At 72.1% G+C, this 25,140-nt stretch carries 21 protein-coding genes and 1 pseudogene; 16 read left to right on the top strand and 6 right to left on the bottom strand.

The features are described 5' to 3' along the window. Nucleotides 1-13: 13 nt before the first annotated feature. The 3 genes from EV382_RS31480 to EV382_RS31490 are packed head-to-tail and all read right to left on the bottom strand — an operon-like array spanning nucleotide 14 to nucleotide 1,152. Complete coding sequence (locus EV382_RS31480; protein ID WP_130407920.1) at nucleotides 14-430, bottom strand: PLD nuclease N-terminal domain-containing protein; 417 nt, start codon at nucleotides 428-430, stop codon at nucleotides 14-16. 27 nt (nucleotides 431-457) lie between these two features. Beyond that, a complete protein-coding gene (locus EV382_RS31485) occupies nucleotides 458-763 on the bottom strand; it encodes a DUF202 domain-containing protein (RefSeq protein ID WP_130407922.1) in 306 nt (101 codons plus the stop codon). Beyond that, complete coding sequence (locus EV382_RS31490; RefSeq protein ID WP_130407924.1) at nucleotides 760-1,152, bottom strand: YidH family protein; 393 nt, start codon at nucleotides 1,150-1,152, stop codon at nucleotides 760-762. Before EV382_RS31490 ends, EV382_RS31485 begins: the two co-directional genes overlap by 4 nt. Before the next feature lie 41 nt (nucleotides 1,153-1,193). On the opposite strand from EV382_RS31490, the gene EV382_RS31495 reads away from it, so the two are divergent. The 4 genes from EV382_RS31495 (at nucleotide 1,194) to EV382_RS31510 (ending at nucleotide 4,344) form a co-directional block, all read left to right on the top strand. Then, nucleotides 1,194-1,991 (top strand): GNAT family N-acetyltransferase, encoded by a 798-nt coding sequence (locus EV382_RS31495; RefSeq protein WP_130407926.1) that lies wholly within the window; start codon nucleotides 1,194-1,196, stop codon nucleotides 1,989-1,991. After that, nucleotides 1,988-2,401: a hypothetical protein gene (locus tag EV382_RS31500; protein ID WP_130407928.1), complete on the top strand. Its 414-nt coding sequence runs from the start codon at nucleotides 1,988-1,990 to the stop codon at nucleotides 2,399-2,401. Before EV382_RS31495 ends, EV382_RS31500 begins: the two co-directional genes overlap by 4 nt. A 188-nt stretch (nucleotides 2,402-2,589) precedes the next feature. Further along, complete coding sequence (locus tag EV382_RS31505; RefSeq protein ID WP_130407930.1) at nucleotides 2,590-3,369, top strand: electron transfer flavoprotein subunit beta/FixA family protein; 780 nt, start codon at nucleotides 2,590-2,592, stop codon at nucleotides 3,367-3,369. 15 nt (nucleotides 3,370-3,384) lie between these two features. Further along, complete coding sequence (locus EV382_RS31510) at nucleotides 3,385-4,344, top strand: electron transfer flavoprotein subunit alpha/FixB family protein (RefSeq protein ID WP_130407932.1); 960 nt, start codon at nucleotides 3,385-3,387, stop codon at nucleotides 4,342-4,344. A 96-nt stretch (nucleotides 4,345-4,440) separates the two neighbouring features. Here EV382_RS31510 and EV382_RS33725 read toward each other — a convergent pair. After that, nucleotides 4,441-4,581, bottom strand: a pseudogene (locus EV382_RS33725) (anti-sigma factor); the annotation flags it as partial. Nucleotides 4,582-4,658: 77 nt separating this feature from the next. On the opposite strand from EV382_RS33725, the gene EV382_RS31520 reads away from it, so the two are divergent. The 5 genes from EV382_RS31520 (at nucleotide 4,659) to EV382_RS31540 (ending at nucleotide 9,748) form a co-directional block, all read left to right on the top strand. Beyond that, nucleotides 4,659-5,834 carry a cysteine desulfurase family protein gene (locus tag EV382_RS31520; RefSeq protein WP_130407934.1) on the top strand — a complete coding sequence of 392 codons (1,176 nt, stop codon included), beginning with the start codon at nucleotides 4,659-4,661 and terminating at the stop codon, nucleotides 5,832-5,834. A 233-nt stretch (nucleotides 5,835-6,067) separates the two neighbouring features. After that, the gene (gene mnmA, locus EV382_RS31525) at nucleotides 6,068-7,141 is read left to right on the top strand and encodes a tRNA 2-thiouridine(34) synthase MnmA (RefSeq protein ID WP_036412479.1); all 1,074 of its coding nucleotides are present in this window, start codon (nucleotides 6,068-6,070) and stop codon (nucleotides 7,139-7,141) included. Nucleotides 7,142-7,178: 37 nt separating this feature from the next. Beyond that, nucleotides 7,179-8,183, top strand: coding sequence for a uroporphyrinogen decarboxylase/cobalamine-independent methonine synthase family protein (locus tag EV382_RS31530; protein WP_130407936.1), 1,005 nt, complete (start codon nucleotides 7,179-7,181; stop codon nucleotides 8,181-8,183). A gap of 36 nt (nucleotides 8,184-8,219) precedes the next feature. Next, nucleotides 8,220-8,585, top strand: coding sequence for a VOC family protein (locus EV382_RS31535; protein WP_208758528.1), 366 nt, complete (start codon nucleotides 8,220-8,222; stop codon nucleotides 8,583-8,585). Nucleotides 8,586-8,782: 197 nt separating this feature from the next. Then, nucleotides 8,783-9,748, top strand: a complete 966-nt coding sequence (locus EV382_RS31540) for an ADP-ribosylglycohydrolase family protein (protein ID WP_244237018.1) — start codon at nucleotides 8,783-8,785, stop codon at nucleotides 9,746-9,748. A gap of 635 nt (nucleotides 9,749-10,383) precedes the next feature. Here the strand turns inward: EV382_RS31540 and EV382_RS31550 are convergent. Next, nucleotides 10,384-10,947: a type II toxin-antitoxin system PemK/MazF family toxin gene (locus EV382_RS31550; protein ID WP_244236873.1), complete on the bottom strand. Its 564-nt coding sequence runs from the start codon at nucleotides 10,945-10,947 to the stop codon at nucleotides 10,384-10,386. 263 nt (nucleotides 10,948-11,210) lie between these two features. Between EV382_RS31550 and ligA the strand changes: the two genes are divergently transcribed. The 7 genes from ligA to EV382_RS31585 all read left to right on the top strand — a co-directional run bounded on the left by ligA (nucleotide 11,211) and on the right by EV382_RS31585 (nucleotide 23,475). Further along, nucleotides 11,211-13,346 (top strand): NAD-dependent DNA ligase LigA, encoded by a 2,136-nt coding sequence (gene ligA, locus EV382_RS31555; protein WP_130407940.1) that lies wholly within the window; start codon nucleotides 11,211-11,213, stop codon nucleotides 13,344-13,346. A gap of 157 nt (nucleotides 13,347-13,503) precedes the next feature. Continuing rightward, the gene (locus EV382_RS31560; protein WP_130407942.1) at nucleotides 13,504-16,083 is read left to right on the top strand and encodes a putative bifunctional diguanylate cyclase/phosphodiesterase; all 2,580 of its coding nucleotides are present in this window, start codon (nucleotides 13,504-13,506) and stop codon (nucleotides 16,081-16,083) included. A 144-nt stretch (nucleotides 16,084-16,227) separates the two neighbouring features. After that, nucleotides 16,228-16,533, top strand: coding sequence for an Asp-tRNA(Asn)/Glu-tRNA(Gln) amidotransferase subunit GatC (gene gatC, locus EV382_RS31565; RefSeq protein ID WP_091393256.1), 306 nt, complete (start codon nucleotides 16,228-16,230; stop codon nucleotides 16,531-16,533). After that, a complete protein-coding gene (gene gatA, locus EV382_RS31570; RefSeq protein WP_130407944.1) occupies nucleotides 16,530-18,005 on the top strand; it encodes an Asp-tRNA(Asn)/Glu-tRNA(Gln) amidotransferase subunit GatA in 1,476 nt (491 codons plus the stop codon). Before gatC ends, gatA begins: the two co-directional genes overlap by 4 nt. A 264-nt stretch (nucleotides 18,006-18,269) precedes the next feature. After that, on the top strand, nucleotides 18,270-19,376 hold the full coding sequence (locus tag EV382_RS31575) for a putative Ig domain-containing protein (protein WP_244236874.1): 1,107 nt from the start codon (nucleotides 18,270-18,272) through the stop codon (nucleotides 19,374-19,376). Between the two features lie 105 nt (nucleotides 19,377-19,481). After that, nucleotides 19,482-20,981 (top strand): Asp-tRNA(Asn)/Glu-tRNA(Gln) amidotransferase subunit GatB, encoded by a 1,500-nt coding sequence (gene gatB / locus EV382_RS31580; protein ID WP_130407948.1) that lies wholly within the window; start codon nucleotides 19,482-19,484, stop codon nucleotides 20,979-20,981. A gap of 136 nt (nucleotides 20,982-21,117) precedes the next feature. After that, complete coding sequence (locus tag EV382_RS31585; RefSeq protein WP_130407950.1) at nucleotides 21,118-23,475, top strand: transketolase-like TK C-terminal-containing protein; 2,358 nt, start codon at nucleotides 21,118-21,120, stop codon at nucleotides 23,473-23,475. Nucleotides 23,476-23,488: 13 nt separating this feature from the next. On the opposite strand, the gene EV382_RS31590 is transcribed toward EV382_RS31585, so the two are convergent. Further along, nucleotides 23,489-25,081, bottom strand: coding sequence for a metallophosphoesterase (locus EV382_RS31590; RefSeq protein WP_130407952.1), 1,593 nt, complete (start codon nucleotides 25,079-25,081; stop codon nucleotides 23,489-23,491). Nucleotides 25,082-25,140: the final 59 nt, after the last annotated feature.

Raw genomic sequence — 25,140 nt, forward strand, 5'->3', positions numbered from 1 at the left:
GGCGGCGGCGCGTTCACACCTCCGGTCGGTCGCCCTCCCGCGGCGGCTCACCGTCGCGGCGGCGCAGGTCGTCCTCGCGCCGCCGCAGGTCTTCCTCCCAGCGGCGGAAGAGTTCCTGGTCCTGCTGTTGGGCGCGCTCCTGCACGGAGCGCAGGAACTCCGGGTCGTCGTCGGGCGCCACCGGCCGGGGGCGCTGCCGCTCGACGCTGGTGGTGCCGCCCAGCCAGCCCTTCCGAGGGGTGGGGCTGGGCTCCCGGCCGGCGACGAACCAGGCGATCGAGCCGACCAGCGGGAAGAACAAGATGATCAGCACCCAGGCGATCCGGGGAAGGGCGCGGATCTGGCCCTCCTCGGCGGAGAGACAGCTGATCAGCGCGCAGACCGCGAGGACGATCTGCACCAGGAAGAGGAGGATGCCAAGCCGGGCCATGCACCCATCATGGCGCACCGGATCCCGTCACCACAGTCCGCGAAGCGCCAGCAGCACTCCCAGTGACGCGAGGACCACGGTGCCCACGGTGACCAGGGGCAGCGTGCGACCACCGGTGCGGGCCGGTCCGGTGCCGGTGGCACGCGGCCAGCAGAGCGCGAGCAGCGCGCCCCACACCAGCACGGTCACGCCGGCGATCAGCGCCCCGGTCGGGTCGCCCGTCGACGCCAGGCGGACGGCGAGCACGGTCACCACCGTGATCGTGAGCAGGGTGCGCCGCCAGGCCAGCCGGGTCCGCTCCGCTTGCAGCCCGGGGTCGCGTCCGGTGCTCACCGGTCGCCGACCGCCCGCATCAGGACGGCGACCACCAGCAGTAACGCGCCGACGCCCACGGCGAGCGCCAGGATGGCGGGGAAGCGGGACGCGGGCAGCTCCTGACCGAGCCGGATGGCCCGTTCGGTCCGCGCCCAGTGGTCCACCGCGCGGATCGCGACCGCCGCGCCGAGCAGCAGCAGGGCCACCGCGATCACCTCCCGTAGGTGGCTCATCGGCAGCGGTGGCAGGAACTGGGCGGCGGCCAACCCGCCGCCGACCAGCGCCAACCCGGTGCGCAGCCAGGCCAGGAAGGTGCGTTCGTTGGCCAGGGAGAAGCGGTAGTCCGGCGGCTCACCGACCGAGCGCAGCTCCGCTGGGTCGAACCACCGCCTGATCGTCTTCCACACGGTGCCGATTATTCGCTTCCCCTCCCGCCTAACCTGGGCCGGTGACTGATCTCGACGTAATGACGTTGCGCGACGCCTACGACAATCAGCTCCGCCCGGAGATCCCCGACCCGGTCCCGGCGGGGGTGACGGTGGAGCGGGACGGGCCGTTGGTCCGGATCTCCGGACTCGACGCCGGTGGCTTCATCACCTACCGCGATCTGGGCGGGTTGACCGGTGACGCGCTGGACGAGCTGATCGCCCGGCAGGTGCGGTTGTGCCGTGAGCGGGGCGAGTCGGCGGAGTGGAAGCTCAACGAACACGACGAACCGGCGGACCTGGCGGACCGCCTGCGCGCTGCCGGCTTCGTGCCGGAGGACCGGGAGACCGTCGTGGTCGGCCCGGTCGCGCCGCTGGCCGCCGCGCTGCCGGTCGTCCCCGAGGGGGTACGCCTGCGTGAGGTGACCTCCCGGGCGGACCTGGAGCGGATCGCCGCCATGGAGGAGGAGGTCTGGCAGGAGGACCGCTCGCACCTGGTGTGGGGGCTGGCCAAGGAGATCGACGCCGACCCGAACTCGATCACCGTGGTGGTCGCTGAGGCGGACGAAACGGTGGTGAGCGCCGGCTGGGTGCGGTTCCCGGCGAACACCGGCTTCGCCACGTTGTGGGGTGGCTCGACCCTGCCGCAGTGGCGGCGCAAGGGCATCTACCGGGCGCTGGTCAACTACCGGGCGCGGCTGGCCGAACAGCGGGGCCGGACGCTGATGCAGGTCGACTGTTCCGAGGACAGCCGGCCCATCCTCCAGCGGCTCGGCCTCGTCCCGGTCACCACCACCACCCCGTACGTCTACACTCCGTGATCATGGAGCAGCGGTTGACGGACGAGGAACGGTTGACCCTCAAGACCGGCGCCTTCGGTGCTGTCTTCCTGGTCTCCAACGCCGACCCGGGAGTCCTGGGGGTGATCCGGGAGAGCATCGCCGCGTCCGGCGCGCTGGCCGACGCCAGTGGCACGGTCAAGGAGGCGTTGACCACCGGACCGCTGCCGCGGATTCCCCGGGACTCGCAGCTGGAGATCGAGTCGGTGGTGCTGCCGGCGTTGGGGCGCGCGGTGCGCATCCTGCGCGAGAAGTCCCCGGGGGACGTGGACGCGTACCGCGCGCTGGTGTTGGCCGCGGCGGACCAGGTGGCCCGGGCGCACGACGGGGTGGCGCCGGCCGAGGCGGCGGCCATCGACCAGATCCGGGTCGCGTTGGCCGAGCCAGCCTGACCGGCCTCGGCTCGGTGAGCTGTGTCACTCTGTGTGCTGCGGGGCCGCAACCTACTGGCAGGTAACATTGCGCCCGTGGGCAACTGCACAACCGCCCCCGGTTGACCTGGTGTCGACCGACGCGCGACGCTGCGCCCCAGACCGGGCGAGCGAATCGCACCACCACACAGGAGGGTCGTCGAAGCGCGATGAACATCGTCGTACTCGTCAAGCAGGTGCCCGATTCGGGCGCGGACCGCAACCTGCGCAATGACGACAACACCGTCGACCGCGGTTCGGCGAACAACGTGATCAACGAGATGGACGAGTACGCCATCGAGGAGGCGCTGAAGATCAAGGAGGCGCACGGGGGCGAGGTCACCATCCTGACCATGGGTCCGGACCGGGCGACCGAGTCGATCCGCAAGGCGCTCTCCATGGGCCCGGACAAGGCCGTGCACGTGCTGGACGACGCCCTGCACGGCTCGTGCGCCGTCGCCACCTCGAAGGTGCTCGCCGCCGCGCTCGGTCAGCTCGGCGCTGACCTGGTCATCTGCGGTGCCGAGTCCACCGATGGTCGGGTGCAGGTCATGCCGCACATGATCGCCGAGCGGCTGGGTGTCGCGGCGCTCACCGGTGCCCGCAAGCTCACCGTCGACGGCGCGACGCTGACCGTCGAGCGGCAGACCGAGGAGGGCTACGAGGTGGTCACCGCCGCCACCCCGGCCGTGGTCTCCGTCTGGGACACGATCAACGAGCCGCGCTACCCCTCCTTCAAGGGCATCATGGCCGCCAAGAAGAAGCCGGTGCAGACGCTCTCCCTGGCCGACCTCGGCGTCGCGGCCGACGAGGTGGGCCTCGACGGCGCGACCAGCGCGGTCGTCGAGCACACCAAGCGGCCCCCGCGCTCCGGCGGTGCCAAGATCACTGATGAGGGCGAGGGCGGCGTCAAGCTGGTCGAGTTCCTCGCCACCGAGAAGTTCGTGTGAGAGGGGGGTTCTGACATGTCTGAGGTTCTCGTCGTCGTCGAAGCCACCAAGGAATTCGGCGTCAAGAAGGTCACCCTGGAAATGCTCACCCTCGCGCGCGAGCTGGGCACCCCGAGCGCGGTGGTGCTCGGTGGCGCCGGCGCGGCCGAGGCGCTGAGCGGCAAGCTGGGCGAGTACGGCGCGGAGAAGATCTACGCCGCCGAGGGTGACGAGATCGACGGTTACCTGGTGGCCCCCAAGGCGACCGTGCTGGCCGAGTTGGTCAAGCGGGTGCAGCCGGCCGCGGTGCTGCTGGCCTCGGCCCAGGAGGGCAAGGAGATCGCCGCCCGCCTCGCCGTCAAGCTCGACAACGGCATCCTGACCGACGTGGTCGGCCTGGACGCCGACGGCACCGCGACGCAGGTCGCCTTCGCCGGCTCCACCATCGTCAAGTCCAAGGTCACCAAGGGCCTGCCGCTGGTCACCGTCCGGCCCAACTCGGTCACCCCCGCCCCGGCGGCGGCCACCCCCACGATCGAGCAGCTCAGCGTGTCGGTCACCGACACCGACAAGCTGGCCAGGGTCGTCGAGCGGGTCGCCGAGCAGAAGGGCTCCCGCCCCGAGCTGACCGAGGCCGGCGTGGTCGTCTCCGGTGGTCGCGGCGTCGGCAACGCCGACAACTTCAAGCTGGTCGAGGAACTGGCCGACCTGCTCGGCGGTGCCGTCGGCGCGTCCCGGGCGGCCGTCGACTCCGGCTTCTACCCGCACCAGTTCCAGGTGGGCCAGACCGGCAAGACGGTCTCCCCGCAGCTCTACGTCGCCCTCGGTATCTCCGGCGCCATCCAGCACCGGGCCGGCATGCAGACCTCGAAGACCATCGTCGCGGTCAACAAGGACGGCGAGGCGCCGATCTTCGAGCTGGCCGACTTCGGTGTGGTGGGCGACCTGTTCAAGGTCGTCCCGCAGGCCGCCGAGGAGATCCGCAAGCGTAAGTGACCCCGCAACCTGTCAGTGGCCGTCCGGACTCCGGGCGGCCACTGCCGTTTGGGGAGCTGATCGGCGAGCCGGGGAGCTGAGCCGGCCCGCCGATCAGCCCGTCAGGGTGCCCACCGAGAACATCTCCCTCGTCGGGTTGATGAGCCAGACCTCGTAGTACCCCGGGACGCTCGGGAGATTCGCCACATGCGGATGTAGTTGGCCGTCCTGGAGAACTCGGGCGTCACCCGTGGCCGCCGGAGCCGTCGCCCCGTCCGGCGGGCAGTCCCCTCCGGCATCCGGTCCCCAAGGTGTCGGCCGTACGCTGAACGGCGATGGCTTACCTGGATCACGCGGCGACGACTCCGATGCTCGACGAGGCACTGGAGGCGTACGTCGCTACCGCCCGCGAGGTCGGCAACGCGTCCTCCCTGCACGCGGCGGGTCGCCGTGCCCGCCGCCGAGTCGAAGAGTCCCGCGAGCGGGTGGCCGCGGTGCTGGGCGCTCGGCCCTCTGAGGTGATCTTCACCGGTGGCGGCACGGAGAGCGACAACCTCGCGGTCAAGGGCATCTTCTGGGCCCGCCGGAGCGCCAGTCCCGACCGACGTCGGGTGGTCTCCAGCGCCGTCGAGCACCACGCGGTGCTGGACGCGGTCGACTGGCTGGCCCAACACGAGGGCGCCGACGTCGGCTGGCTACCGGTGGACGCCGTCGGTCGCCTCGACCCGCAGGCCCTGCGCGCCGAGCTGGCCGCGCACGCCGACCAGGTGGCCGTGGTCACCGCGATGTGGGCGAACAACGAGGTCGGCACCGTCCAGCCGGTGGCCGAGCTGGCCGCCGTCGCCGCCGAACACGGTGTGCCCTTCCACACCGACGCCATCCAGGCGGTCGGTCAGGTGCCCGTCGACTTCGGCGCCAGCGGGGTCGCCGCGCTGACCGTCACCGGGCACAAGTTGGGCGGCCCGACCGGGGTGGGCGCGCTGCTGCTCGCCCGGGACGTGCCGGCCACGCCGCTGCTGCACGGCGGCGGCCAGGAACGCGACATCCGCTCCGGCACCCTCGACACCGCCGGCATCGTCGCGTTCGCCGTCGCCGTCGAGACGGCCGTGAAGGGCCAGCAGGAGTACGCCGCCCGGGTGGCCGCGCTCCGCGACGACCTGATCGAGCGGGTTCGGCAGGCGGTGCCCGAGGTGATCTACAACGGTGACCCGACCGACCGGCTGCCCGGCAACGCGCACTTCTCCTTCCCCGGCTGCGAGGGCGACGCCCTGCTGCTCCTGCTCGACGCGCAGGGAATCGCCTGCTCGACCGGCTCCGCCTGCTCGGCCGGCGTGGCCCAGCCCTCCCACGTGCTGCTCGCGATGGGCGCCGACGACGACCGCGCCCGCTCCTCGCTGCGCTTCACCCTCGGCCACACCAGCACCCAGGCCGACGTCGACGCCCTCATCGCCGCCCTCCCAGCAGCAGTAGACCGAGCCCGCCGAGCCGCCGCCCTAAGAACCCCCCGCTAGCCCGCCTGCCCCCTCGTCCCCCGACTCCCGCGCCCTTTTCGGCGTCGATCATGGAGTTGTGGTGGGGGGCAAAAGGTGCTCTTCGGTTGCTTCCGGGCACCACAACTCCATGATCGACGGAGGGGGGGCAGGCTCGACGGGGTTTGCCGGGTCGGGGGGTTGTCGGGGCTGGTGGATAGGGTTGTTGTGGGGGGAACGAGAGTGGGACAGGGGCGGGGAAGGGGAGTGGGTCGGTGAGGGTTCTGGCAGCGATGTCGGGTGGGGTTGACTCGGCCGTGGCGGCGGCGCGGGCGGTGGCGGCCGGGCACGACGTGACCGGCGTACACCTGGCTCTCGCGCGCAACCCACAGACCTATCGGACCGGCGCGCGCGGCTGCTGCACCCTGGAGGATTCCCGGGACGCGCGGCGGGCGGCCGACGTGATCGGCATCCCGTTCTACGTGTGGGACATGGCCGACCGCTTCCACGAGGACGTGGTCGACGACTTCGTCGCCGAGTACGCGGCCGGCCGCACGCCGAACCCCTGCCTCCGCTGCAACGAGAAGATCAAGTTTGCGGCGGTGCTGGACCGGGCGGTGGCCCTGGGCTTCGACGCGGTGGTGACCGGTCACCACGCCCGCCTCGGCGCGGACGGGCTGCTGCGGCGCAGCGTCGACCTAGCCAAGGACCAGTCGTACGTGCTCGCCGTGCTCACCCGCGAGCAGCTCGACCGGTCGATCTTCCCACTCGGTGACTCGACCAAGGCGCAGGTCCGCGCGGAGGCCGCCGAGCGTGGCCTGGCGGTGGCCGACAAGCCGGACTCGCACGACATCTGCTTCATCGCCGACGGGGACACCCGCGGCTTCCTGGCCGGCCGGCTCGGCGAAGCGCCCGGCGACGTGGTGGACGCCACCACCGGCGCGGTCGTCGGCAGCCACAGCGGCGCGTACGCGTACACGGTGGGGCAGCGTCGCGGGCTGCACCTGGACCGGCCCGCCCCGGACGGCCGACCGCGCTACGTGCTCTCCATCACCCCGAAGACCAACACGGTGACGGTCGGCCCGGCCGAGGCGCTGGAGGTCTCCGACGTGCACGCCGTACGTCCGGTCTGGACCGGCGGCGCACGTCCGGACGCCCCGGTCGAGTGTGAGGTGCAGTTGCGCGCACACGGCGACGTGGTGCCGGCCACCGTCGCCCTCGACGGTGACCGGTTGCACGCCGAGCTGCGCCGACCCGTCCGTGGCGTCGCCGCCGGTCAGGCCGTGGTGGCGTACCGACCGGACCCGGCCGGCGACGTGGTCCTCGGCTCCGCGACCATCACCGGCTGACCGCACGGCCGGGATGGTCGCGGGATAGCCTTCGGCCGTGACAGATCAGGCGTGGCCCTGGCCGGCCGGCGCGGCCACCGGAATTGGTTCGCTGCCCGGCACCGACATCGGCGAGGCGCAGCGGGTGGTCCTCGGTGAGCTTCCCGAGTTGCCGCACCTGCCCGAGTTGCCCGCCCGTGGCCCCGGCGCGGACATGATCGGCCGGTCCGCCGGGCTGCTCGTCGAACTCCCCGTCGAGGTGTACGCGGGGCGGTGGCGGGTCGCCCCACGCGCCGGCCGTGACCTGCGCCGAGCCCGGGACCTGATGGAACGCGACCTGGACCAGCTCACCGAGCAGGCCGAGGGGTACGCCGGGCCGATCAAGGTGCAGGCCACCGGGCCGCTCACCCTGGCCGCCTCCCTGGAGTTGCCGATCGGTGGCCGACTGCTGCGCGACCCCGGCGCGGTCCGCGACCTGACCGGCTCCCTCGCCGAAGGGCTGCGCGGGCACGTAGCGGCGGTCGCCCGTCGGCTGCCCCAGGCATCGGTGCTGCTGCAACTGGACGAGCCGTCACTGCCGAGCGTGCTGGCCGGGCGGGTGCCGACCGAGAGCGGGCTGGGCGCGTACCGGGCGGTCGAGTCGGTGGACGCCGCCGCCCTGCTGCGCACGGTCGTCGACACGGTCGGCGTGCCCACGCTGGTGCACTGCTGCGCCCCGGACGTGCCGCTGGAACTGATCCGTTCCACCGGCGCTGTCGCGGTCGCCCTCGACCTGGACCTCGTCACCGACCTCGACCCGCTGGGCGAGGCGCTCGACGCGGGCCTCGGGTTGTTGGCCGGGGCCGCGCCGACCCGGCCACCGTCGGCCGGTGGCGCGCCGACCTCCGCACAGATCGCCGATCGGGTACGACAGCTCTGGGACCGCCTCGGCTTTCCCCGTCGGCAGCTCGCCGAGCAGGTGGTGGTCACCCCGGCCTGCGGCCTCGCCGGCGCGACCCCGCAGTACGCCCGCGCGGTGCTCGCCGCGTGCCGGGACGCCGGCCGGCGCTTCACCGAGGATTGAGGTTTCCTGTCGTACCGGGTGGGCAGGATGACGGTCATGATTGGACAGTTGCGTTCAGTGGTGATCGACTGCCCGGATCCACGGGCGTTGGCGGCGTTCTACGCCGAGCTGCTCGGCGTACCTCTCGCCGAGGGCGACTCCGATGACGACTGGGTGGTGCTCGGCGGCCCGCCCGGTCACCAGCCGCGCCTCGCCTTCCAGCAGGCGCTCAACCTGCGCGAGCCGGCTTGGCCGGACCCCGAGCGTCCACAGCAGTTCCACCTCGACGTGACGGTGGACGACATCGAGGCCGCCGAGAAGGCGGCGCTCGCGCTCGGGGCGCGGCGGCTGCCCGGCGAGGGCGAGGGCTTCCGGGTGTACGCCGATCCGGCCGGCCACCCGTTCTGCCTCTGCTGGGACTGAGCGTTCTTAGTAGGTTGCGGCGGCCGGGCATGATGGCCGCCGTGATCCAAAACTCTGCGCCGCGCGACTCCGGTCCGCTCTCCGGCCGTGCCTCCGGTTCGCTCTCCGGTGCGGTCGCCGGCCGTGCCTCGGGTTCGCTCTCCGGTGCGGTCGCCGGCCGTGCCTCGGGTTCGGTTTCCGGCCGTGCCTCCGGTTCGCTGTTCGGCCTCGCCTACGGTGACGCCCTGGGCAAGCCGACCGAGTTCCTGACCGTCGCCGAGATTGAGCGCCGCTACGGCCCGACCGGCCCCCGTGAGCTGTCCGGGGAGCCGGCGCTGGTCACCGACGACACCCAGATGGCGCTCGCGGTGGCCTGGGCGCTGCACGAGGCGCCCTCGCTCACCCCGGAGGTGGTGGAGCCGCTGTTGCGCAGGCGTTTTCTGGCCTGGGCGGTCAGCCCGGACAACAACCGTGCACCGGGCATGACCTGCCTGCGCGCTTGTGCGGAGTTGGGGCGGGGCCTGCGGTGGCAGGAGGCGACCGTGGCCGGGTCGAAGGGCTGCGGAGCCAACATGCGGGTCACCCCGGTCGGCCTGCTCGACGTCGACCTGGACACGCTGGCCGGGTTGGCCCAGTTGCAGGCCGGGCTGACCCACGGCCACCCGACCGGGCTGGCCGCCAGCGAACTCACCGCGTACGCCGTCTTCGCGCTGCGGGCGGGCACCACGCTGGCCGAGCTTCCCGCCGTTCTCACCGAGCGGGCGCGGTCCCAGCGCCTGGTCTACCGGGAGCAGTGGCTGGATGACCTCTGGCAGCGCCCGGGGGTCGGCACGCCGGAGGAGTTCATCGCCCGAGGGTGGGACGAGTGCCTCGCGGTGCTCGACCGACTGACCAACGCGCTGCGGCGACCGGACGACGGCGGCGACCCGTGCCGCGCCACCGGGGAGGGCTGGGTGGCGGAGGAGGCGCTGGCCACCGCGCTGCTCTGCGCCGTACGGCACGCCGACGATCCGGTCACGGCGCTGGCCCGGGGCGCGACCACCGCCGGCGACTCCGACTCGATCGCCGCCCTGGCCGGCGCTTTCGTGGGCGCGTCCGTCGGCATGACCGCCTGGCCGGGCGAGTGGGCCGACCGCATCGAGTACGCGGACCAACTGGCCACGCTCGGCGCGGCCTGGGACTGACCACGCCCCCTACCCATGCCCCGGCCCCTGCGTCCGGTCTGGTCTGGTCTGCGTCCGGTCTGGTCTGCGTCCGGTCTGGTCTGCGTCCGGCCTGGTCTGCGTCCGGCCTGGTCTGCGTCCGGCCTGGTCTGCCTGGTCGGCTCGCCTGGCTAATTTGGCTTGTCCGGTCTGCCTGGCCGGTCTGTTCGGGCTTGATCGACTCGGGCTTCTGAAAACCGGGGTGTCCGTCGGCGTGGGACACCGCGACTTTCAGGAGCCCGAGTCGATCATGGCTGGTGGGCGGCCACGAGGGTGGCGAGGGCCGATTAGGCGGCCGCCTGCCTGGCCCGCCCGTCCGGTCTGCCTGGCCGGGTCTGTTCGGGCTTGATCGACTCGGGTTCCTGAAAACCGGGGTGTCCGTCGGCGTGGGACACCGCGACTTTCAGGAGCCCGAGTCGATCATGGCTGGTGGGCAGCCACGAGCGAGGGCGAGGGCCGGTCGGACATGGCTAGGGGTGAGGGAGGACCGGTCGGGCTGGGGAGGACCGGTCGGGCGGGGGAGGACCGGTCGGGCTGGGGAGGACCGGTCGGGCTGGCGAGGAGTGGCGGGCTGGTCTGGCGGTGGCGAGGGGTGGGGAAAGCTGGCGAGGGGGCGGTCAGGGGGTGGGGAGGTGGCGCAGGCTGCGGACCTTTCGCCACAGGTCGGCGTCGCAGCGGCCGGCGTGGTCGGCGAAGGCGTCCGAGCTGAGTCGGATCGGCTCGGTGAGGCTGAGGTAGCTGTCGTGCTCCGCGTCGGGGTCCCAGTCCCGGGTGGGAATCTGGACGTGGTCGTCCCGGTCGCTCTTGTCCTGGCTGGTGATCTTCAGGACGTCGGCGCTACGGGAGTCGGCGCGTAGCACCAGGCACGGGCGCACCTTCGACCCGCTGCCGTCGGCGTACGGCACGTCGGCCCACCAGATCTCACCGGGCGCGGGGGTGTCGTCGTGCCGGCTGGTGTCGCGTGGCCGGGGCTTGGTCGATGGCCGATCGGCGCCACGGGGGCGTGGCGGGGTGGGACGACGGGCAGCGGTGCCGCCCCGTCCCGGCCGGGTGCCCGGACTCCGGCTGGACACCCGGTGCCGCCAACTGTTCCACGCCCAACCGGCGGCCACCGCCAGCAGGATCGCCACCGCCCAGAGCAGTGCCTCGGGCATCCGTACCTCCGCCTCCCGGCGGCCCACGGACCGCCATCGTCCGGCGATCCTCGCACGCCGTGGTGCGGGCCGCCCGCCAACCACACCGCAGTTGCCGAGGCACCCCACTACTCGCCCATGATCACCAGCTGGATCGGCCTTGCGACGACGACGAGCAGCGAGCGGTCAGCGAACGCCACTGAGGGCGAGGTCGCTGCCGGCGCGGGTGGGCGACGGATTGTCCCACCGGCCCGATACCGTGCCGGAGTAGCGTGATCAGGGAGGTCGCAGGCGTGTCCGAAGGTGGCGGTGTGTCCGAGGAGCAGATCGGTCAGCAGGTCAGCCCGGCGCAGGAGGCGGCGGCCGGAGTGGAGCCGACGCCGCAGGCCCGGGAGCGGCATGCCGCGCTCAGTCAGGAGTTGACCGAGCATCAGTACCGCTACTACGTCCTGGATGCGCCGACCATTCCCGACGCTGATTTTGACCGGCAGTTGCGCGAGTTGGAGGCGCTGGAGGCGGAGTTTCCGGCGCTGCGGACGCCCGATTCGCCGACCCAACGGGTGGGCGGCACGTTCTCCACCGACTTCACTCCCGTCACCCACGCCGAGCGGATGCTCTCGCTCGACAACGCCTTCGCGGACGAGGAGTTGGCCGCCTGGGCCGAGCGGGTCGAACGGGACGCGGGCGGCCCGGTGCCGTACCTGTGCGAGTTGAAGGTCGACGGGCTGGCGATCAACCTGACCTACGAGAACGGTCGGCTGGTCCGGGCCGCCACCCGGGGTGACGGGCGCACCGGTGAGGACGTCACCGCCAACGTGCGCAGCATCCGCGACGTGCCCAGTCAGCTCACCGCGTCCGCCGAATTCCCGGACATTCCCGCCCTGGTGGAGGTCCGCGGCGAGATCTACTTCCCGATCGCCGCGTTCGCCGATCTCAACGCGGGTCTGGTGGAGCAGGGCAAGGCGCCCTTCGCCAACCCCCGCAACGCCGCGGCGGGCAGCCTGCGGCAGAAGGATCCACGGGTCACCGCCACCCGGCCGCTGCGCCTGGTGGTGCACGGCATCGGCGCCCGGCGTGGGTTCCAGCCCACGGCGCAGTCCGAGTCGTACGCGGCTCTCAAGTCGTGGGGGTTGCCGACCAGCGACCGGTGGCGGGTCGTCCCGGACCTGGCCGGCGTGGCGGAGTTCATCGCCTACTACGCCGAGCACCGGCACGACGTCGAGCACGAGATCGACGGTGTGGTGGTCAAGGTCGACCCGGTCTCCATCCAGGGCCGGCTCGGGTCGACCAGTCGTGCGCCGCGCTGGGCGATCGCCTTCAAGTACCCGCCGGAGGAGGTCACCACCAAGCTGCTCGACATCGACGTCAACGTGGGGCGCACCGGCCGGGTCACCCCGTTCGCCGTGCTCGAGCCGGTGCGGGTGGCCGGTTCCACCGTCGCGCTCGCCACCTTGCACAACGCCCGCGAGGTGGAGCGCAAGGGGGTGCTGATCGGCGACACGGTGGTGCTGCGCAAGGCCGGCGACGTGATTCCCGAGGTGCTCGGCCCGGTGGTCGACCTGAGGCCCGCCGATGCCCGGCCGTTCGTCATGCCGACCAACTGCCCGGCCTGCGGCACCCCGCTCGCGCCGTCCAAGGAGGGCGACGTCGACATTCGGTGCCCCAACACCCGCAGCTGCCCGGCGCAGCTGCGGGAGCGGGTGTTCCACCTCGCCGGTCGGGGTGCGTTCGACATCGAGGTGCTCGGCTACAAGGGCGCGGCAGCCCTGCTCGACGCGCAGATCATCAGCGACGAGGGGGACCTTTTCCAGCTCGACGCCGAGCAGTTGTCGCGGTCGCCCTTCTTCGTCAACAAGGACGGCAGCCTGGGCAGCAACGCCACCAAGTTGCTGGACAATCTCGCGGTCGCCCGGGAGCGGGATCTGTGGCGGGTGCTGGTGGCGCTCTCCATCCGGCACGTGGGCCCGACCGCCGCCCAGGCGCTCGCCCGGCACTTCCGTTCGATGGACGCCATCGACGCGGCCACCGAGGAGGAGTTGTCCTCCGTCGACGGGGTCGGGCCGACCATCGCGGCCAGCATCCGGGAGTGGTTCGCGGTGGACTGGCACCGCGAGGTGGTCCGTAAGTGGGCCGAGGCCGGCGTACGGATGGCTGAGGAGGCGGTCGACGAGGGGCCGCGCCCGTTGGAGGGGTTGACGGTGGTGGTGACGGGCACGCTCGCCGGTTTCTCCCGCGACCAGGCCGCCGAGGCCGTGCAGAGCCGGGGCGGGAAGGTCAGCGGGTCGGTTTCCAAGAAGACGAGCTTCGTGGTGGTGGGGGACAACCCCGGGTCGAAGGCCGACAAGGCCGCCAGTCTCAAGGTGCCGGTGCTCGACGAGGACGGGTTCCGGCTCCTGCTGGACGCGGGCCCGGACGCCGCGCGGGACGTCGCTCAGCTGGGCGGTTGACCTGGCCGGCGGCTTCACAGCGCGCCTGGCCGCGTATACCAACTTAATTACGACTACGACCGATTCGTGACTGTCATACCGGGAAATTGGGGGCCGAGGGCGTTTCATTGGGTCACGGCGTGCGCACCGGCACGCCGATGGTCGGTCGGGAGGTGTGGTGGAGGTCGCCGACCCACGCAACTCGCTTCCGGCGGGACGGGTCGCACCGTTCGCCGCCTTCGTCGCCGGCATCCTGGTGGTCGCCGCGCTGACCGCCGCCGTTCCCCTCGCCGCGCTCCCCGGTGAACTGTCCCGGCTGCCGGTGGCGTTCTGGACGATGGCCGCGCTCGCCGTGGTGTGCGACGCCCGCCCGTTCGTTCCACCGGGACGCCGGCAGACGTCGGCGGTGTTCCCGTCCACCTGCTTCACCTTCGCGATCCTGCTGGGCTGGGGCCTCGGCCCGGCGGTGGTGGTGCAGGCGGTCGGGGTGATCGTCTCGGGTTGGCGGATGCGGCACGCCGCGTGGCGTACGGCGTTCAACGTCGGCCAGTACGCGTGTGCTCTCGCCGCCGCGTACGGGGTGATCCAGCTCGGGTCGGGCATCATCTTCTCCGGCGGGCGGTTGCACTGGACCGACGTGGCGGCGGTCGGCGGCGCCACGCTGGCCTGGTTCGTCGTCAACTACGGGTTGGTCAGCTGGGCGGTGCGGTTGCGGTTCGGGGATCGCTGGTGGCCGACCGTCCGTCAGGGTCTCGGCTTCGAGCTGCTCTCCACCGGTTCGCTGTTGCTGCTCGCCCCGGTGCTGGTCGCCGCGGCGCGGGTCAGCGCCGCGCTGATCCCGCTGGTGCTGGTGCCGCTCTTCGCCGTCTACCGGATGGCGCGGTTGACCAACGAACAGCAGCACCTCGCCGCCGCCGACCCGCTGACCGGGCTGCCCAACCGCAAGGCCCTGTTGGCCGAGGTGGCGGAGCAGGTGCACCTGCATGCCGAGCGGACCGCCCGTGGTGAACCCGACGGGCAGTTGGCGCTGCTGCTGATCGACCTGGACCGTTTCAAGAACGTCAACGACGCCCTGGGGCACGCCGTGGGCGACCGGCTGCTGGTCGAGGTGAGCGCTCGGCTCACCGACGTGCGGCCCCGACCACAGATGATCGCCCGGCTCGGCGGTGACGAGTTCGCCATCGTGATGACCGGGCTGACCGACGTCGGTCAGGCCCGGGAGTTGGCCGATCGGGTGGTCCAGGCGCTGGCCGAGCCGGTGCCGATCGACGGGTTGCCGTTGGACGTGGGCGGGTCGATCGGGATCGCTCTCTTCCCGGAGCACGGCGAGGACTTCGCCACCCTGATGCGCCACGCCGACGTGGCGATGTACGACGCCAAGCACCGCAACGACACGGTGGCGGTGTACGCCCCGGAGTCGGACCACAATTCCGCCGAACGACTCGGTCTCCTCGCCGACCTGCGCCGCGTACTGGAGGCCAGCCCACCGGCCGAGGCGCCCTTCGACGCCGAAGCCGACGGTGACGCCGAGCGGGCGGCCGACGTACCCCTGGTGGTGACGGCGGAGGTGCGCGGCGGTGACGGGGCGGCGCTGCCCACGGTGGCACCCGGCCAGGCCGCGCCGACGGCGGACCCGGCGCCGCCGGTCGCCACCGCGCCGTCGGGGACGGCCCGGTGGTGGGCACGCCGTCGGCGCACCGACGCCGAGCTGGTGCACTCCGATGAGCTGATCAACCAGATCGCCACCGGAGCTGACCCGATCCGGGGCCGCAACGCTCGTGCCACGGTCGCCGGTTCCCATTCCGCCCCGGCTCGGGAGCGACGCGCCGGGGCCGGGAACGGACGGCGGTCACCGAACGGCGGCGCGGTCGGCAAGGGTCGTCCCGGGGCGCGGCGGGACGTCGGGTCGGGCACGCCGGGGCAGCCCACCGAATCGACCGGGTGGGCGCACGCCGACGGTGAGCCGGCCGACGACGCCGGGGAAATCACCATGTACTACCAGCCGCAGATCGCCATCGCGACCGGTGAGGTGGTCGGCGTCGAGGCTCTGCTGCGGTGGCGGCACCCGCGGCGGGGCATGGTCGACCCGGAGGAACTCATCCGGGTCGCCGAGCAGAGCGCCGTGATGCGGCTGCTCACCCGTCGTGTCGTCGACGACGTGGTGGAGCAGCTCGCCAAGTGGTCGGCGGCGGGCATCGGTCTGCGCGCGGCGCTGAACGTGAGCGTGCGTGACCTGCACACCGGCGAGATCGCCGATCAGATCGCCGACCGGCTGGCCCGGTACGGGGTGCCGGCCGAGCGGCTACAGGTCGAGATCACCGAGGGCGCGTTGATGGCCGACCCGCGTCGGGTGCTGGCCACCATCTCCCAGCTGCACCGGATCGGGGTGGCCATCGCGCTGGACGACTTCGGCACCGGCTACTCCTCCCTTCAACACCTGCGCCGCCTGCCGCTGTCCGAGGTGAAGGTGGACCGCTCGTTCGTGCTGGGCATGGCCGATGATGCCGACGACGCGGCGATCGTCCGGTCGATGATCGAGCTGGCCGGCGCTCTCGGGCTGCGGGTGGTCGCCGAGGGGGTCGAGGACGAGCGGACCTGGCGGATGTTGCACGCCGCCGGCTGTGATGCCGCTCAGGGCTGGTTCTACGCCCGGCCGATGCCGGCCGAGGAGTTGGTCACCTGGTTGGCCCGGTACCGGCCGGTCCGCCCGACCGGCGGACATTCGCAGTCCGACGCCGCTCGCCGCCCCAACCGCTGACCGGCACGAGGGCCGGCGGAGGGGGAGTCGAGGACGCGGCACCGGAGCGGAACAATAGACTCGCTCCGGTCACCGCGTGTCACGCTTCAGCTGTCGCGCGGCCGGCACACCGCCCGACCAGCAGGAATTCAGAAGGGGGCACGGATGGCCGCCATCTCCCGCGAGGAGGTCGCGCACCTGGCGCGCCTGTCGCGGCTCGCCGTCACCGAGGAGGAGCTGGACACGTTCGCCGGCCAGCTCGACGTGATCCTCCAGGCGGTCGCTCAGGTCGGCGAGGTCGCCGCCGCGGACATCCCGCCGACCTCGCACTCGGTGCCGCTGACCAACATCTTCCGCGAGGACGTCGTCACGCCGTGCCTGACGCCGGAGGAGGCGCTGTCCGGTGCGCCCGACGCCGAGGACCAGCGGTTCCGCGTTCCGCGGATCCTGACCGAGGATGTGGCTTCATGACCGACCTGACCAGAATGACCGCGACGGAGATCGCGAGCCTGGTCGCCGGGGGCGAGACCTCGGCCGTCGAGGTGACCCAGGCGCACCTGGACCGGATCGCCGCGGTCGACGACCGGGTGCACGCCTTCCTGCACGTCGACACCGAAGGCGCGCTCGCCGCCGCCCGCGCGGTGGACGAGCGCCGGGCCGCCGGCGAGGAGCTGGGCCCGCTCGCGGGTGTGCCGGTCGCGGTCAAGGACGTGCTCGCCACCCGGGGCGTACCGACGACCGTCGGGTCGAAGATCCTGGAGGGCTGGCGCCCGCCGTACGACGCCACGATCGTGCAGCGGCTGCGCGAGGCCGGCACGGTGATGCTCGGCAAGACCAACATGGACGAGTTCGCGATGGGCTCCTCCACCGAATACTCGGCGTACGGGCCGACGCACAACCCGTGGGACCTGGGCCGGATCCCCGGTGGCTCGGGTGGTGGCAGCGCCGCCGCGCTGGCCGCGTACGAGGCGCCGTTGGCGATCGGCTCGGACACCGGCGGTTCGATCCGCCAGCCCGGTGCGGTCACCGGCACGGTGGGTGCCAAGCCCACCTACGGCGGCACCTCCCGTTACGGGCTGGTGGCGTTCTCCTCGTCGCTGGACACCCCCGGCCCGTGTGCCCGCAACGTGCTCGACGCGGCGCTGCTGCACCAGGTGATCGGTGGGCACGACCCGCGGGACGCCACGTCGATCCCGCAGCCGGTGCCGGACGTGGTGGCGGCGGCGAAGCTCGGCGCGACCGGCGACCTGACCGGGGTGCGGCTCGGCATCGTGAGCGAGTTCGTCGGCGAGGGTGCGGAGCCGGGCGTGATGGCCGCGTTCCGCGAGTCGGTGGACGCGCTGACCAAGATGGGCGCCGAGATCGTCGAGGTGTCCTGCCCGACGTTCGCGTACGCGCTGCCGGCGTACTACCTGATCGCCCCGAGCGAGTGCTCCTCCAACCTGGCCCGGTTCGACGGTGTCCGGTTCGGCCTGCGGGTCGGCGACGACGGCAACCGGTCGCTGGAGGAGGTCATGTCGCTGACCCGGGAGGCCGGTTTCGGTCCGGAGGTCAAGCGCCGCATCATGCTGGGCACGTACGCGCTGTCGTCGGGTTACTACGACGCGTACTACGGGCAGGCGCAGAAGGTCCGGACGCTGATCACCCGGGACTTCACCGCCGCGTTCGAGCGGGTCGACGCGCTGATCTCGCCGACCACCCCGTCGGTGGCGTTCCCGATGGGCGCGCGGACCGCCGACCCGTACCAGATGTACCTGGCCGACCTGTACACGATCCCGACGAACCTGTACGGCGGGCCGGGCATCTCGGTGCCGTGCGGGCTCTCTGAGGGGCTGCCGGTCGGTTTGCAGGTGATGGCCCCGACGATGGCCGACGACCGGATGTACCGGGTCGCCGCCGCGTTGGAGTCGGCCGTCGGCACGTTCACTCCGCCGGCCCTCTGACCCGCCGGTACGGGGGCGGGCCGCCCGCCTTCGGACCGGAAGTCGTCACGCGCCCGGCGCGGTCACCACGACCGCGCCGGGCGCGGCCGTCGTCGCGGCGACACGACGATCTCCGATCAGGGGATGGACCGCGTTCAGTGGCACTGGTCGAATAAGCTCCGAGTCTGTTGGATCGACGAGATGTGGTCCGCTGGCGGCCGCGAGCGGCTCCGATCAAGACCTGGATGTGCGATGGGGACACTTCGCCCGGTCATGGCCCTGACGATGGCTGCCGCATTGCTGCTGGGCGTCGCGCAACCAGCCGTCGCCACCGCCCCCGCCGACACCGTCACCATCACGTCGGGCAAGCCACGATCACCCATGTACATCGGGCAGGTGTACGCGATCCACACGGTCGAGGCGAGCGGTGGCACGGGGCCGTACGCGCTGTCGGTGGTGTCGGGCAGTCTGCCGCCGGGCATGTTGGTGGTGGGGACGTCGCTGGGGGGCGCGCCGACCACGCCGGGCACCTTCCCGTTCACGCTGCGGATGACCGACAAGAACGGCCTCTTCGGTGAGCAGCGGGCGACGATCGAGGTACGCCAGCAGAAGGTCTCCATCACCTCGGGCAAGCCCCGGTCGCCGATGTACCTCGGGCAGGTGTACGCGATCCACACGGTCGAGGCGAGCGGTGGCACGGGGCCGTACGCGCTGTCGGTGGTGTCGGGCAGTCTGCCGCCGGGGATGCTGGTGGTGGGGACGTCGCTGGGGGGCGCGCCGACCACGCCGGGCACCTACCCGTTCACGCTGCGGATGACCGACAAGAACAAGCTCTTCGACGAGCAGGCCGCCACCATCGTCGTCGCCACGCCCGCAGCCGCCTTCACCTCCGGCAACCCGCCCGCCGGCACCGTCGGCCGCTCCTACTCCTTCCGGTTCACCGCCGACGGTGACTCGGACATCGCGTTCGCCCTGGCCGGCGGTGCCCTGCCGGACGGTCTCACCCTCGACAAGGACGGCCGGCTCGGCGGCACTCCCGGCAGTGTCGGCACGTTCACCTTCACCGTCGAGGCGAAGGGTCGCAGCACCAGTGCCACGAGGGACGTGTCGCTGACCGTCGCCGCTGCCGCCCCGAGCACACCCACGGCGACCCCGACCGGCCCGACCGCCACGCCGACACCGAGCGACGACCCCTCCGCCACACCGTCGGAGAGCGACCCGGCGGCGTCCCAGCCGACGCCCACGCCGTCGAAGGCGAAGGGCGGGTGGCTGCCGCTCACCGGCGCGGGCTCGCCCGTCGTACTGCTGCTGATGGGCGTCCTGGCGTTCTGCGTCGGTGGCATTCTGCTCGTGCTGGCCTACAACCGTCGGCGCTTCACCACACCCGAGTGACGCCCGGACCAGACCCGCGCGTTGATCTCGAAGCCCGGCAGCGGGGTGGCCGGGCCAGCCGATTAGGCTGGAACGGTTCTGTCCGGATCGCGCCTGGAGCGTCTCATGACCACGACACTGCCCGCGTACGACGAGGTCGTCGCGCGTTTCGAACCGGTGATCGGCCTGGAGACCCACGTCGAGCTGGGCACGAACACCAAGATGTTCTGTGGCTGCCCGACCGACTTCGGTGGCGAGCCGAACACCCGGGTCTGCCCGGTGTGTCTGGGGCTGCCCGGCTCGCTGCCGGTGGCCAACAAGGCGGCCATTGAGGCGATCATCCGGATCGGCCTGGCGTTGAACTGCTCGATCGCCGAGTGGTGCCGGTTCGCCCGGAAGAACTACTTCTACCCGGACATGCCGAAGAACTTCCAGATCAGCCAGTACGACGAGCCGATCTGCGTCGACGGCTACCTGGACGTCGAGGTCAACGGCGAGACGGTACGGATCGAGATCGAGCGGGTGCACCTCGAGGAGGACACCGGCAAGACCCTGCACGTCGGTGGTGCCACCGGTCGCATCCACGGCGCGACGGAGTCGCTGGTCGACTACAACCGGGCCGGCATTCCGCTGGTCGAGATCGTCACCAAGCCGATCACGGGCACCGGCGCGCTCGCCCCCGAGGTGGCCAAGGCGTACGTCGCCGAGCTGCGCGACGTGATCCGCACCCTCGGCGTCTCCGACGTGCGGATGGAGGAGGGTTCGCTGCGTTGCGACGTGAACACCTCGCTCAACCTGCCGGGGCAGGAGTGGGGCACCCGTACCGAGACGAAGAACGTCAACTCGCTGCGGTCGGTGGAGCGGGCGGTCCGCTCGGAGATGCTGCGGCAGGCGTCGGTGCTCGACGCGGGCGGCCGGATCACCCAGGAGACGCGCCACTTCCACGAGGACACCGGTGACACCACCCCGGGCCGCTCGAAGGAGACGGCGACCGACTACCGGTACTTCCCCGAGCCGGATCTGGTGCCGATCGCGCCGGACCCGGCCTGGGTGGCCGAGCTGAAGGCCGCCCTGCCGGAGCTGCCCCGGGTGCACCGGCGTCGGCTCCAGGAGCAGTGGGGCCTCTCCGACCTGGACATGCAGTCGGTGTTGAACGCCGGCGCGGTCGAGCTGATCGAGGCCACCGTGGCCGCCGGCACCACCCCGGCGGCGGCCCGCAAGTGGTGGTTGGGTGAGTTGTCCCGCCGGGCCAACGAGAGCGGCGTGGAGCTGGCCGAAATCGGTGCCACCCCCGCCCAGGTCGCCGAGTTGCAGGGCCTGGTCGACGCCGGCAAGCTCAACGACAAGATGGCCCGTACGGTGTTGGAGGGCGTGGTCGACGGTGAGGGTTCGCCCACCGAGATCATGACCAGCCGGGGCCTGGAGGTCGTGTCGGACACCGGCGCGCTCACCGCCGCCGTGGACGAGGCGATCGCCGCGAACCCGGGCATCGCCGACAAGATCCGCAGCGGCAAGGTCGCGGCGGTCGGCGCGCTGGTCGGCGCGGTCATGAAGACCACCCGCGGTCAGGCCGACGCGAAGACCCTGCGTGAGCTGATCCTGGAGCGCCTAGGCGTCCAGGGCTGAGTCCCACCCGACCCCCCCCACCGTCGATCATGAGGTTGACGGCGGTTTGACGATCGACGACTGCCGTCAACCTCATGATCAACATGTACTGCACCCCTCGCGAGGGCGTCAACGACGACGCCTGGATGGAGCCACCGTGACCGAGCACGACCTCGATGTCCTCGACGAGATCCAGCGGCGGGTGCTCTGGCTCGCCACCCGGATCGTGGACGCCGCCAACCATGACCGGGCCACCGGCGACGGTGTGAAGGTCGGCGGCCACCAGGCGTCCAGCGCGTCCCTGGTCACCGCGATGACCGCGCTCTGGTTCGCGCACCTGGACGCCGAGGACCGGGTCGCGGTGAAACCGCACGCGTCCCCGGTGTTCCACGCCATCCAGTACCTGCTCGGCAACCTGGACCGCTCCTACCTGCCCCGACTGCGGGCCCGGGGCGGCCTCCAGTCGTACCCGTCGCGTACGAAGGACCCGGACGCTGTGGACTTCTCCACCGGGTCCGTCGGCCTGGGCGCGGCGGCGCCGCTCTTCGCCGCCGCCACCCGCCGCTACGTCGACGCGCACTTCGGGGCCCGCCCGCACTCCCGGTTCGTGGCGCTGATCGGTGACGCCGAGCTGGACGAGGGGAACATCTGGGAGGCGGTGGCCGACCCGGCGACCACCGGGCTGGGCAACGCCATGTGGCTGGTCGACTTCAACCGCCAGTCACTGGACCGGGTGGTCCCCGGCATCCGGATCAACCAGTGGCGGGGTCAGTTCGAGGCGGCCGGCTGGCACGTCGTGGAGGTCAAGTACGGCCGCCGGCTCGCCGAGGCGTACGCCCGGCCGGGTGGTGAGGCGTTGCGCGACTGGATCGACGCGATGCCCAACGAGCAGTACCAGTCGCTGTTCGGGCTGGCCGGGCCGGCACTGCGCAAGCAGTTCCTGGACGGCGCTCCAACCGGCATCGCCGAGCTGATCGCCGACGTCTCCGACGACGAACTCGGCCCGCTCGTCACCGACCTGGGCGGGCACGACCTTCAGGCGATGCTGGACGCGTACGCCCAGTGCGACGCGGTCACCGACCGGCCCAGCGTCGTCTTCGCGTACACGGTGAAGGGTTGGGGGTTGCCCATCGCCGGCAATCCGCGTAACCATTCCGCGCTGCTCAGCCCGGAGCAGGTCGACTCGCTGCGCGCCGCCCAGGGGTTGACCGCCGAGACCGAGTGGGACCGGCTCGACCCGGCGTCGCCCGCCGGGATCCAGGCCGGCGCCCGCCGGGAGGCGCTGTCCCGCGCGCCGCGCGAGCGGGCGCTGGGGGTCACCGTCCCGGAGAGCACGGGAGTACGCGCCAACAAGCCGATCTCCACCCAGGAGGTCTTCGGTCGGGTGCTGGTGGACCTGGCGCGGGACCGGGAGGTGGGGCGCTACCTGGTCACCACCGCGCCGGACGTGGCCACCTCCACCAACCTCGCCGGGTTCATCAACAAGACCGGGGTGTTCGCCCCCACCGAGCAGCGATCCTGGACCGAGGACCGGATGCTGCGCTGGATCCAGAGCCCCGCCGGTCAGCACATCGAGCTGGGCATCTCGGAGATGAACCTGTTCCTGCTGCTGGGCCAGCTCGGGCTCTCCTGGGACCTGTCCGGGCAGCCGCTGCTGCCGGTGGGCACGGTCTACGACCCGTTCGTGCTGCGGGGCCTCGACGCGTTCCTGTACGGCACGTACTCCGGCTCCCGGTTCGTGGTGGCCGGCACCCCGTCCGGCATCACCCTGGCCCCGGAGGGCGGCGCGCACCAGTCCACCATCACCGCGTCGGTGGGCCTGGAGCTGCCCGGGGTGACGTTCGTCGAGCCGGCGTACGCGGCCACCCTCGACTGGCTGCTCTGCGACGCGCTCGGGCAGATCGCCGGCGGGTCGACGCCGGCCGCTACCGCCGCACCCGCCGAGGACGGCGCGTACTACTTCCGGTTGAGCACCCGACCGCTGGACCAGGCGCCGTTCGAGGCGGCCCGGGCGCGGCTCGGCGACGCGGTGCTGCGTCGGCAGGTCGTCGCCGGGGCGTACCGGCTGGTCGACGCGCACCAGGCGTACCCGCACCTGGTCGACGCACCGGTGGTGCAGTTGGCCGCCTCCGGTGCGGTGCTGCCCGAGGTGCTGGCCGCCGCGGCGGAGTTGGCCGAGGAGGGCATCGCCGCGCACGTGGTGGACGTGACCTCGCTGGACCGGCTCTACCGGGCCTGGCAGCGCACCTTGCGGCAGGGCGTACGGACGGCCACGGTGCCCAGCGTGCCGGGCGCGCTGCGGTCCGCGTTCGCCGATCGGGTGCCGGTGGTGACCGTGCACGACGCCGCGTCGCACGCGATGGCCTGGCTCGGGTCGGCGGTCGGTGCGCCGGCGGTACCGCTCGGGGTGGACGAGTTCGGCCAGTCCGGCAGTGTCGCCGAGCTGTACGAACTGCACGACCTGCTGCCCGGCAGCATCGTCAACGCCGCCCTGGCCGCCATCGCCCTGCGCTGACCCGTCCCGCGCCTCAGCGGGTCGGCGTCGGGGTCGGTGTCGCGTTCGGCGTCGGGGTGCCCGACGGGGGTGGGGTGGCGGTCGGGTTCTCCACCAGGCGTCGTTCCAGGTTGACCTGGGCCTGCCCGGTGCCGCCGACGGTGATGGTGTCGTACGCCTGGAGCATCTTCTGCTCGTCGAAGTAGAGCACGCTCATCGACAGCGGGGTGGGCTTCTCGCCCTCCAGGCCGCGCAGCCCGGCACCGCCGGTGGACCCCTCCACCATCAGCGTGGTGGGCTGCTGCCCGGGCGTCTCCGGCAGCTTGGAGATCTGTCGGGCGTGGGTGTGCCCGGCCAGCACCAGCGGGCAGGTGCCGGCCAGCGGCCCGGCCGACGCCGGGTCGTGCACGAGAGCGATGTTGACCGGTCGTGGTGACCTGCGGATCGTCGCGGCGAGCTGGTCGCCGGCACCGGTCACCTGGTCGGCCACCTGCTGGGTCAACCCGCTGCCGGCGGGGGACGTGTTCTTGTCCGGGGTGAAGCGCGGGTCGCCGATGCCGGCGATGGTCAGCCCGGCGACCGTCGTGGTCGTGTTGTTCAGCACGATGGCGTTCGGTTGGCGGGCCACCGCGGCGGCGGTCTTGCCGGAGTCGTGGTTGCCCCGGATGAAGACGTACGGCTTCTTGAGCAGGCTGATCGAGCCGACGAAGGACGCCTCCGGCTCGCTGCCCCAGTCGGTGATGTCGCCGGTGTCGATCACCACGTCGATGCCGAACTGCTCGACGACCGTCCGGATCAGTTGCCAGCCGGTCGGGTTGAGGTGCATGTCGGAGACGTGCAGCACCCGGGTGGTGCCCGGGGTCGGCTCCAGCAGCGGAAGCGCCGAGACGGTGGTGTAGAGCTGGCTGACGTTGCCGACCAGACGCTGCAACTGCTCCGCGTACTTGGTGTAGTCGTTGGCGATCCGGCGGGCGTCACCGACGATGGCCGGCGCGTTGACCAGCAACCCCTCGTAGCGGGGTTCCTCGATGGCCTGCGGGCGCAGCGTCGCCGCCGCCGTGCCGAGGCTGCCGGCGGTGACCAGCAGCGCCAACCCACCCGCCCACGCGGTGCGCCGGACGTTGCGGAAGATCAGCCCGGCCAGCACCAGGGTGACCAGCACCGACGCGCCGAGGGTACGCAGACCGAGGCGCATCACACCGGAGCGGACGTCCTCCACCGCGCTCTGGCTGGCCCGGCTGATGCTGGCCGGGTCGTCGATCAGCGCCTCGGTGCGCCCCTGGTCGAGCGCGCCCAGCCGGACGGTGAGGTGGGTGGGCCCGTCGTGGCTGTCGAGCAGCAGCGCGCCGAGCGGCGGGATGTCGACGGTGGTGCCGCCATCGGTGGCGGGGGAGATGCTGAGGCTGGCCCGGAACGGGCCGATGTCGGTGCTCACCTGGCCGCCGGCCAGCACCCCGAGCACCGCCCCGCCGAGGGCCACGGCGAGGACGGCGACGATCAGCCCGACGCGGCGCAACGGGCCGGCGGCAGCGACCCGCCACCCCGTCGGGCGCGGTCGGTCGTCGCCGGTCACCGGGTCGTCCCGGTCATCGGCGTCGTCGTGCCGCTCGTCGCGCTGCCCGTCCATGCTGAAAGTCTGACCTGCCCGTCGGAAGATCTTGGCAAACCTGAATCGTTGGTGGCGGA

Source organism: Micromonospora violae (genome assembly GCF_004217135.1).
In the GTDB taxonomy this organism is placed as follows: Bacteria; Actinomycetota; Actinomycetes; order Mycobacteriales; family Micromonosporaceae; genus Micromonospora; species Micromonospora violae.

Excerpts from the sequence above, each read along its gene's own strand:
- gatB (WP_130407948.1), top strand. The coding sequence starts at position 19,482 with ATGACCACGACACTGCCCGCGTACGACGAGGTCGTCGCGCGTTTCGAA.
- EV382_RS31505 (WP_130407930.1), top strand. The coding sequence starts at position 2,590 with ATGAACATCGTCGTACTCGTCAAGCAGGTGCCCGATTCGGGCGCGGAC.
- EV382_RS31535 (WP_208758528.1), top strand. The coding sequence starts at position 8,220 with ATGATTGGACAGTTGCGTTCAGTGGTGATCGACTGCCCGGATCCACGG.
- gatA (WP_130407944.1), top strand. The coding sequence starts at position 16,530 with ATGACCGACCTGACCAGAATGACCGCGACGGAGATCGCGAGCCTGGTC.
- EV382_RS31480 (WP_130407920.1), bottom strand. The coding sequence starts at position 430 with ATGGCCCGGCTTGGCATCCTCCTCTTCCTGGTGCAGATCGTCCTCGCG.
- EV382_RS31510 (WP_130407932.1), top strand. The coding sequence starts at position 3,385 with ATGTCTGAGGTTCTCGTCGTCGTCGAAGCCACCAAGGAATTCGGCGTC.
- gatC (WP_091393256.1), top strand. The coding sequence starts at position 16,228 with ATGGCCGCCATCTCCCGCGAGGAGGTCGCGCACCTGGCGCGCCTGTCG.
- EV382_RS31590 (WP_130407952.1), bottom strand. The coding sequence starts at position 25,081 with ATGGACGGGCAGCGCGACGAGCGGCACGACGACGCCGATGACCGGGAC.
- EV382_RS31520 (WP_130407934.1), top strand. The coding sequence starts at position 4,659 with ATGGCTTACCTGGATCACGCGGCGACGACTCCGATGCTCGACGAGGCA.
- EV382_RS31575 (WP_244236874.1), top strand. The coding sequence starts at position 18,270 with ATGGCTGCCGCATTGCTGCTGGGCGTCGCGCAACCAGCCGTCGCCACC.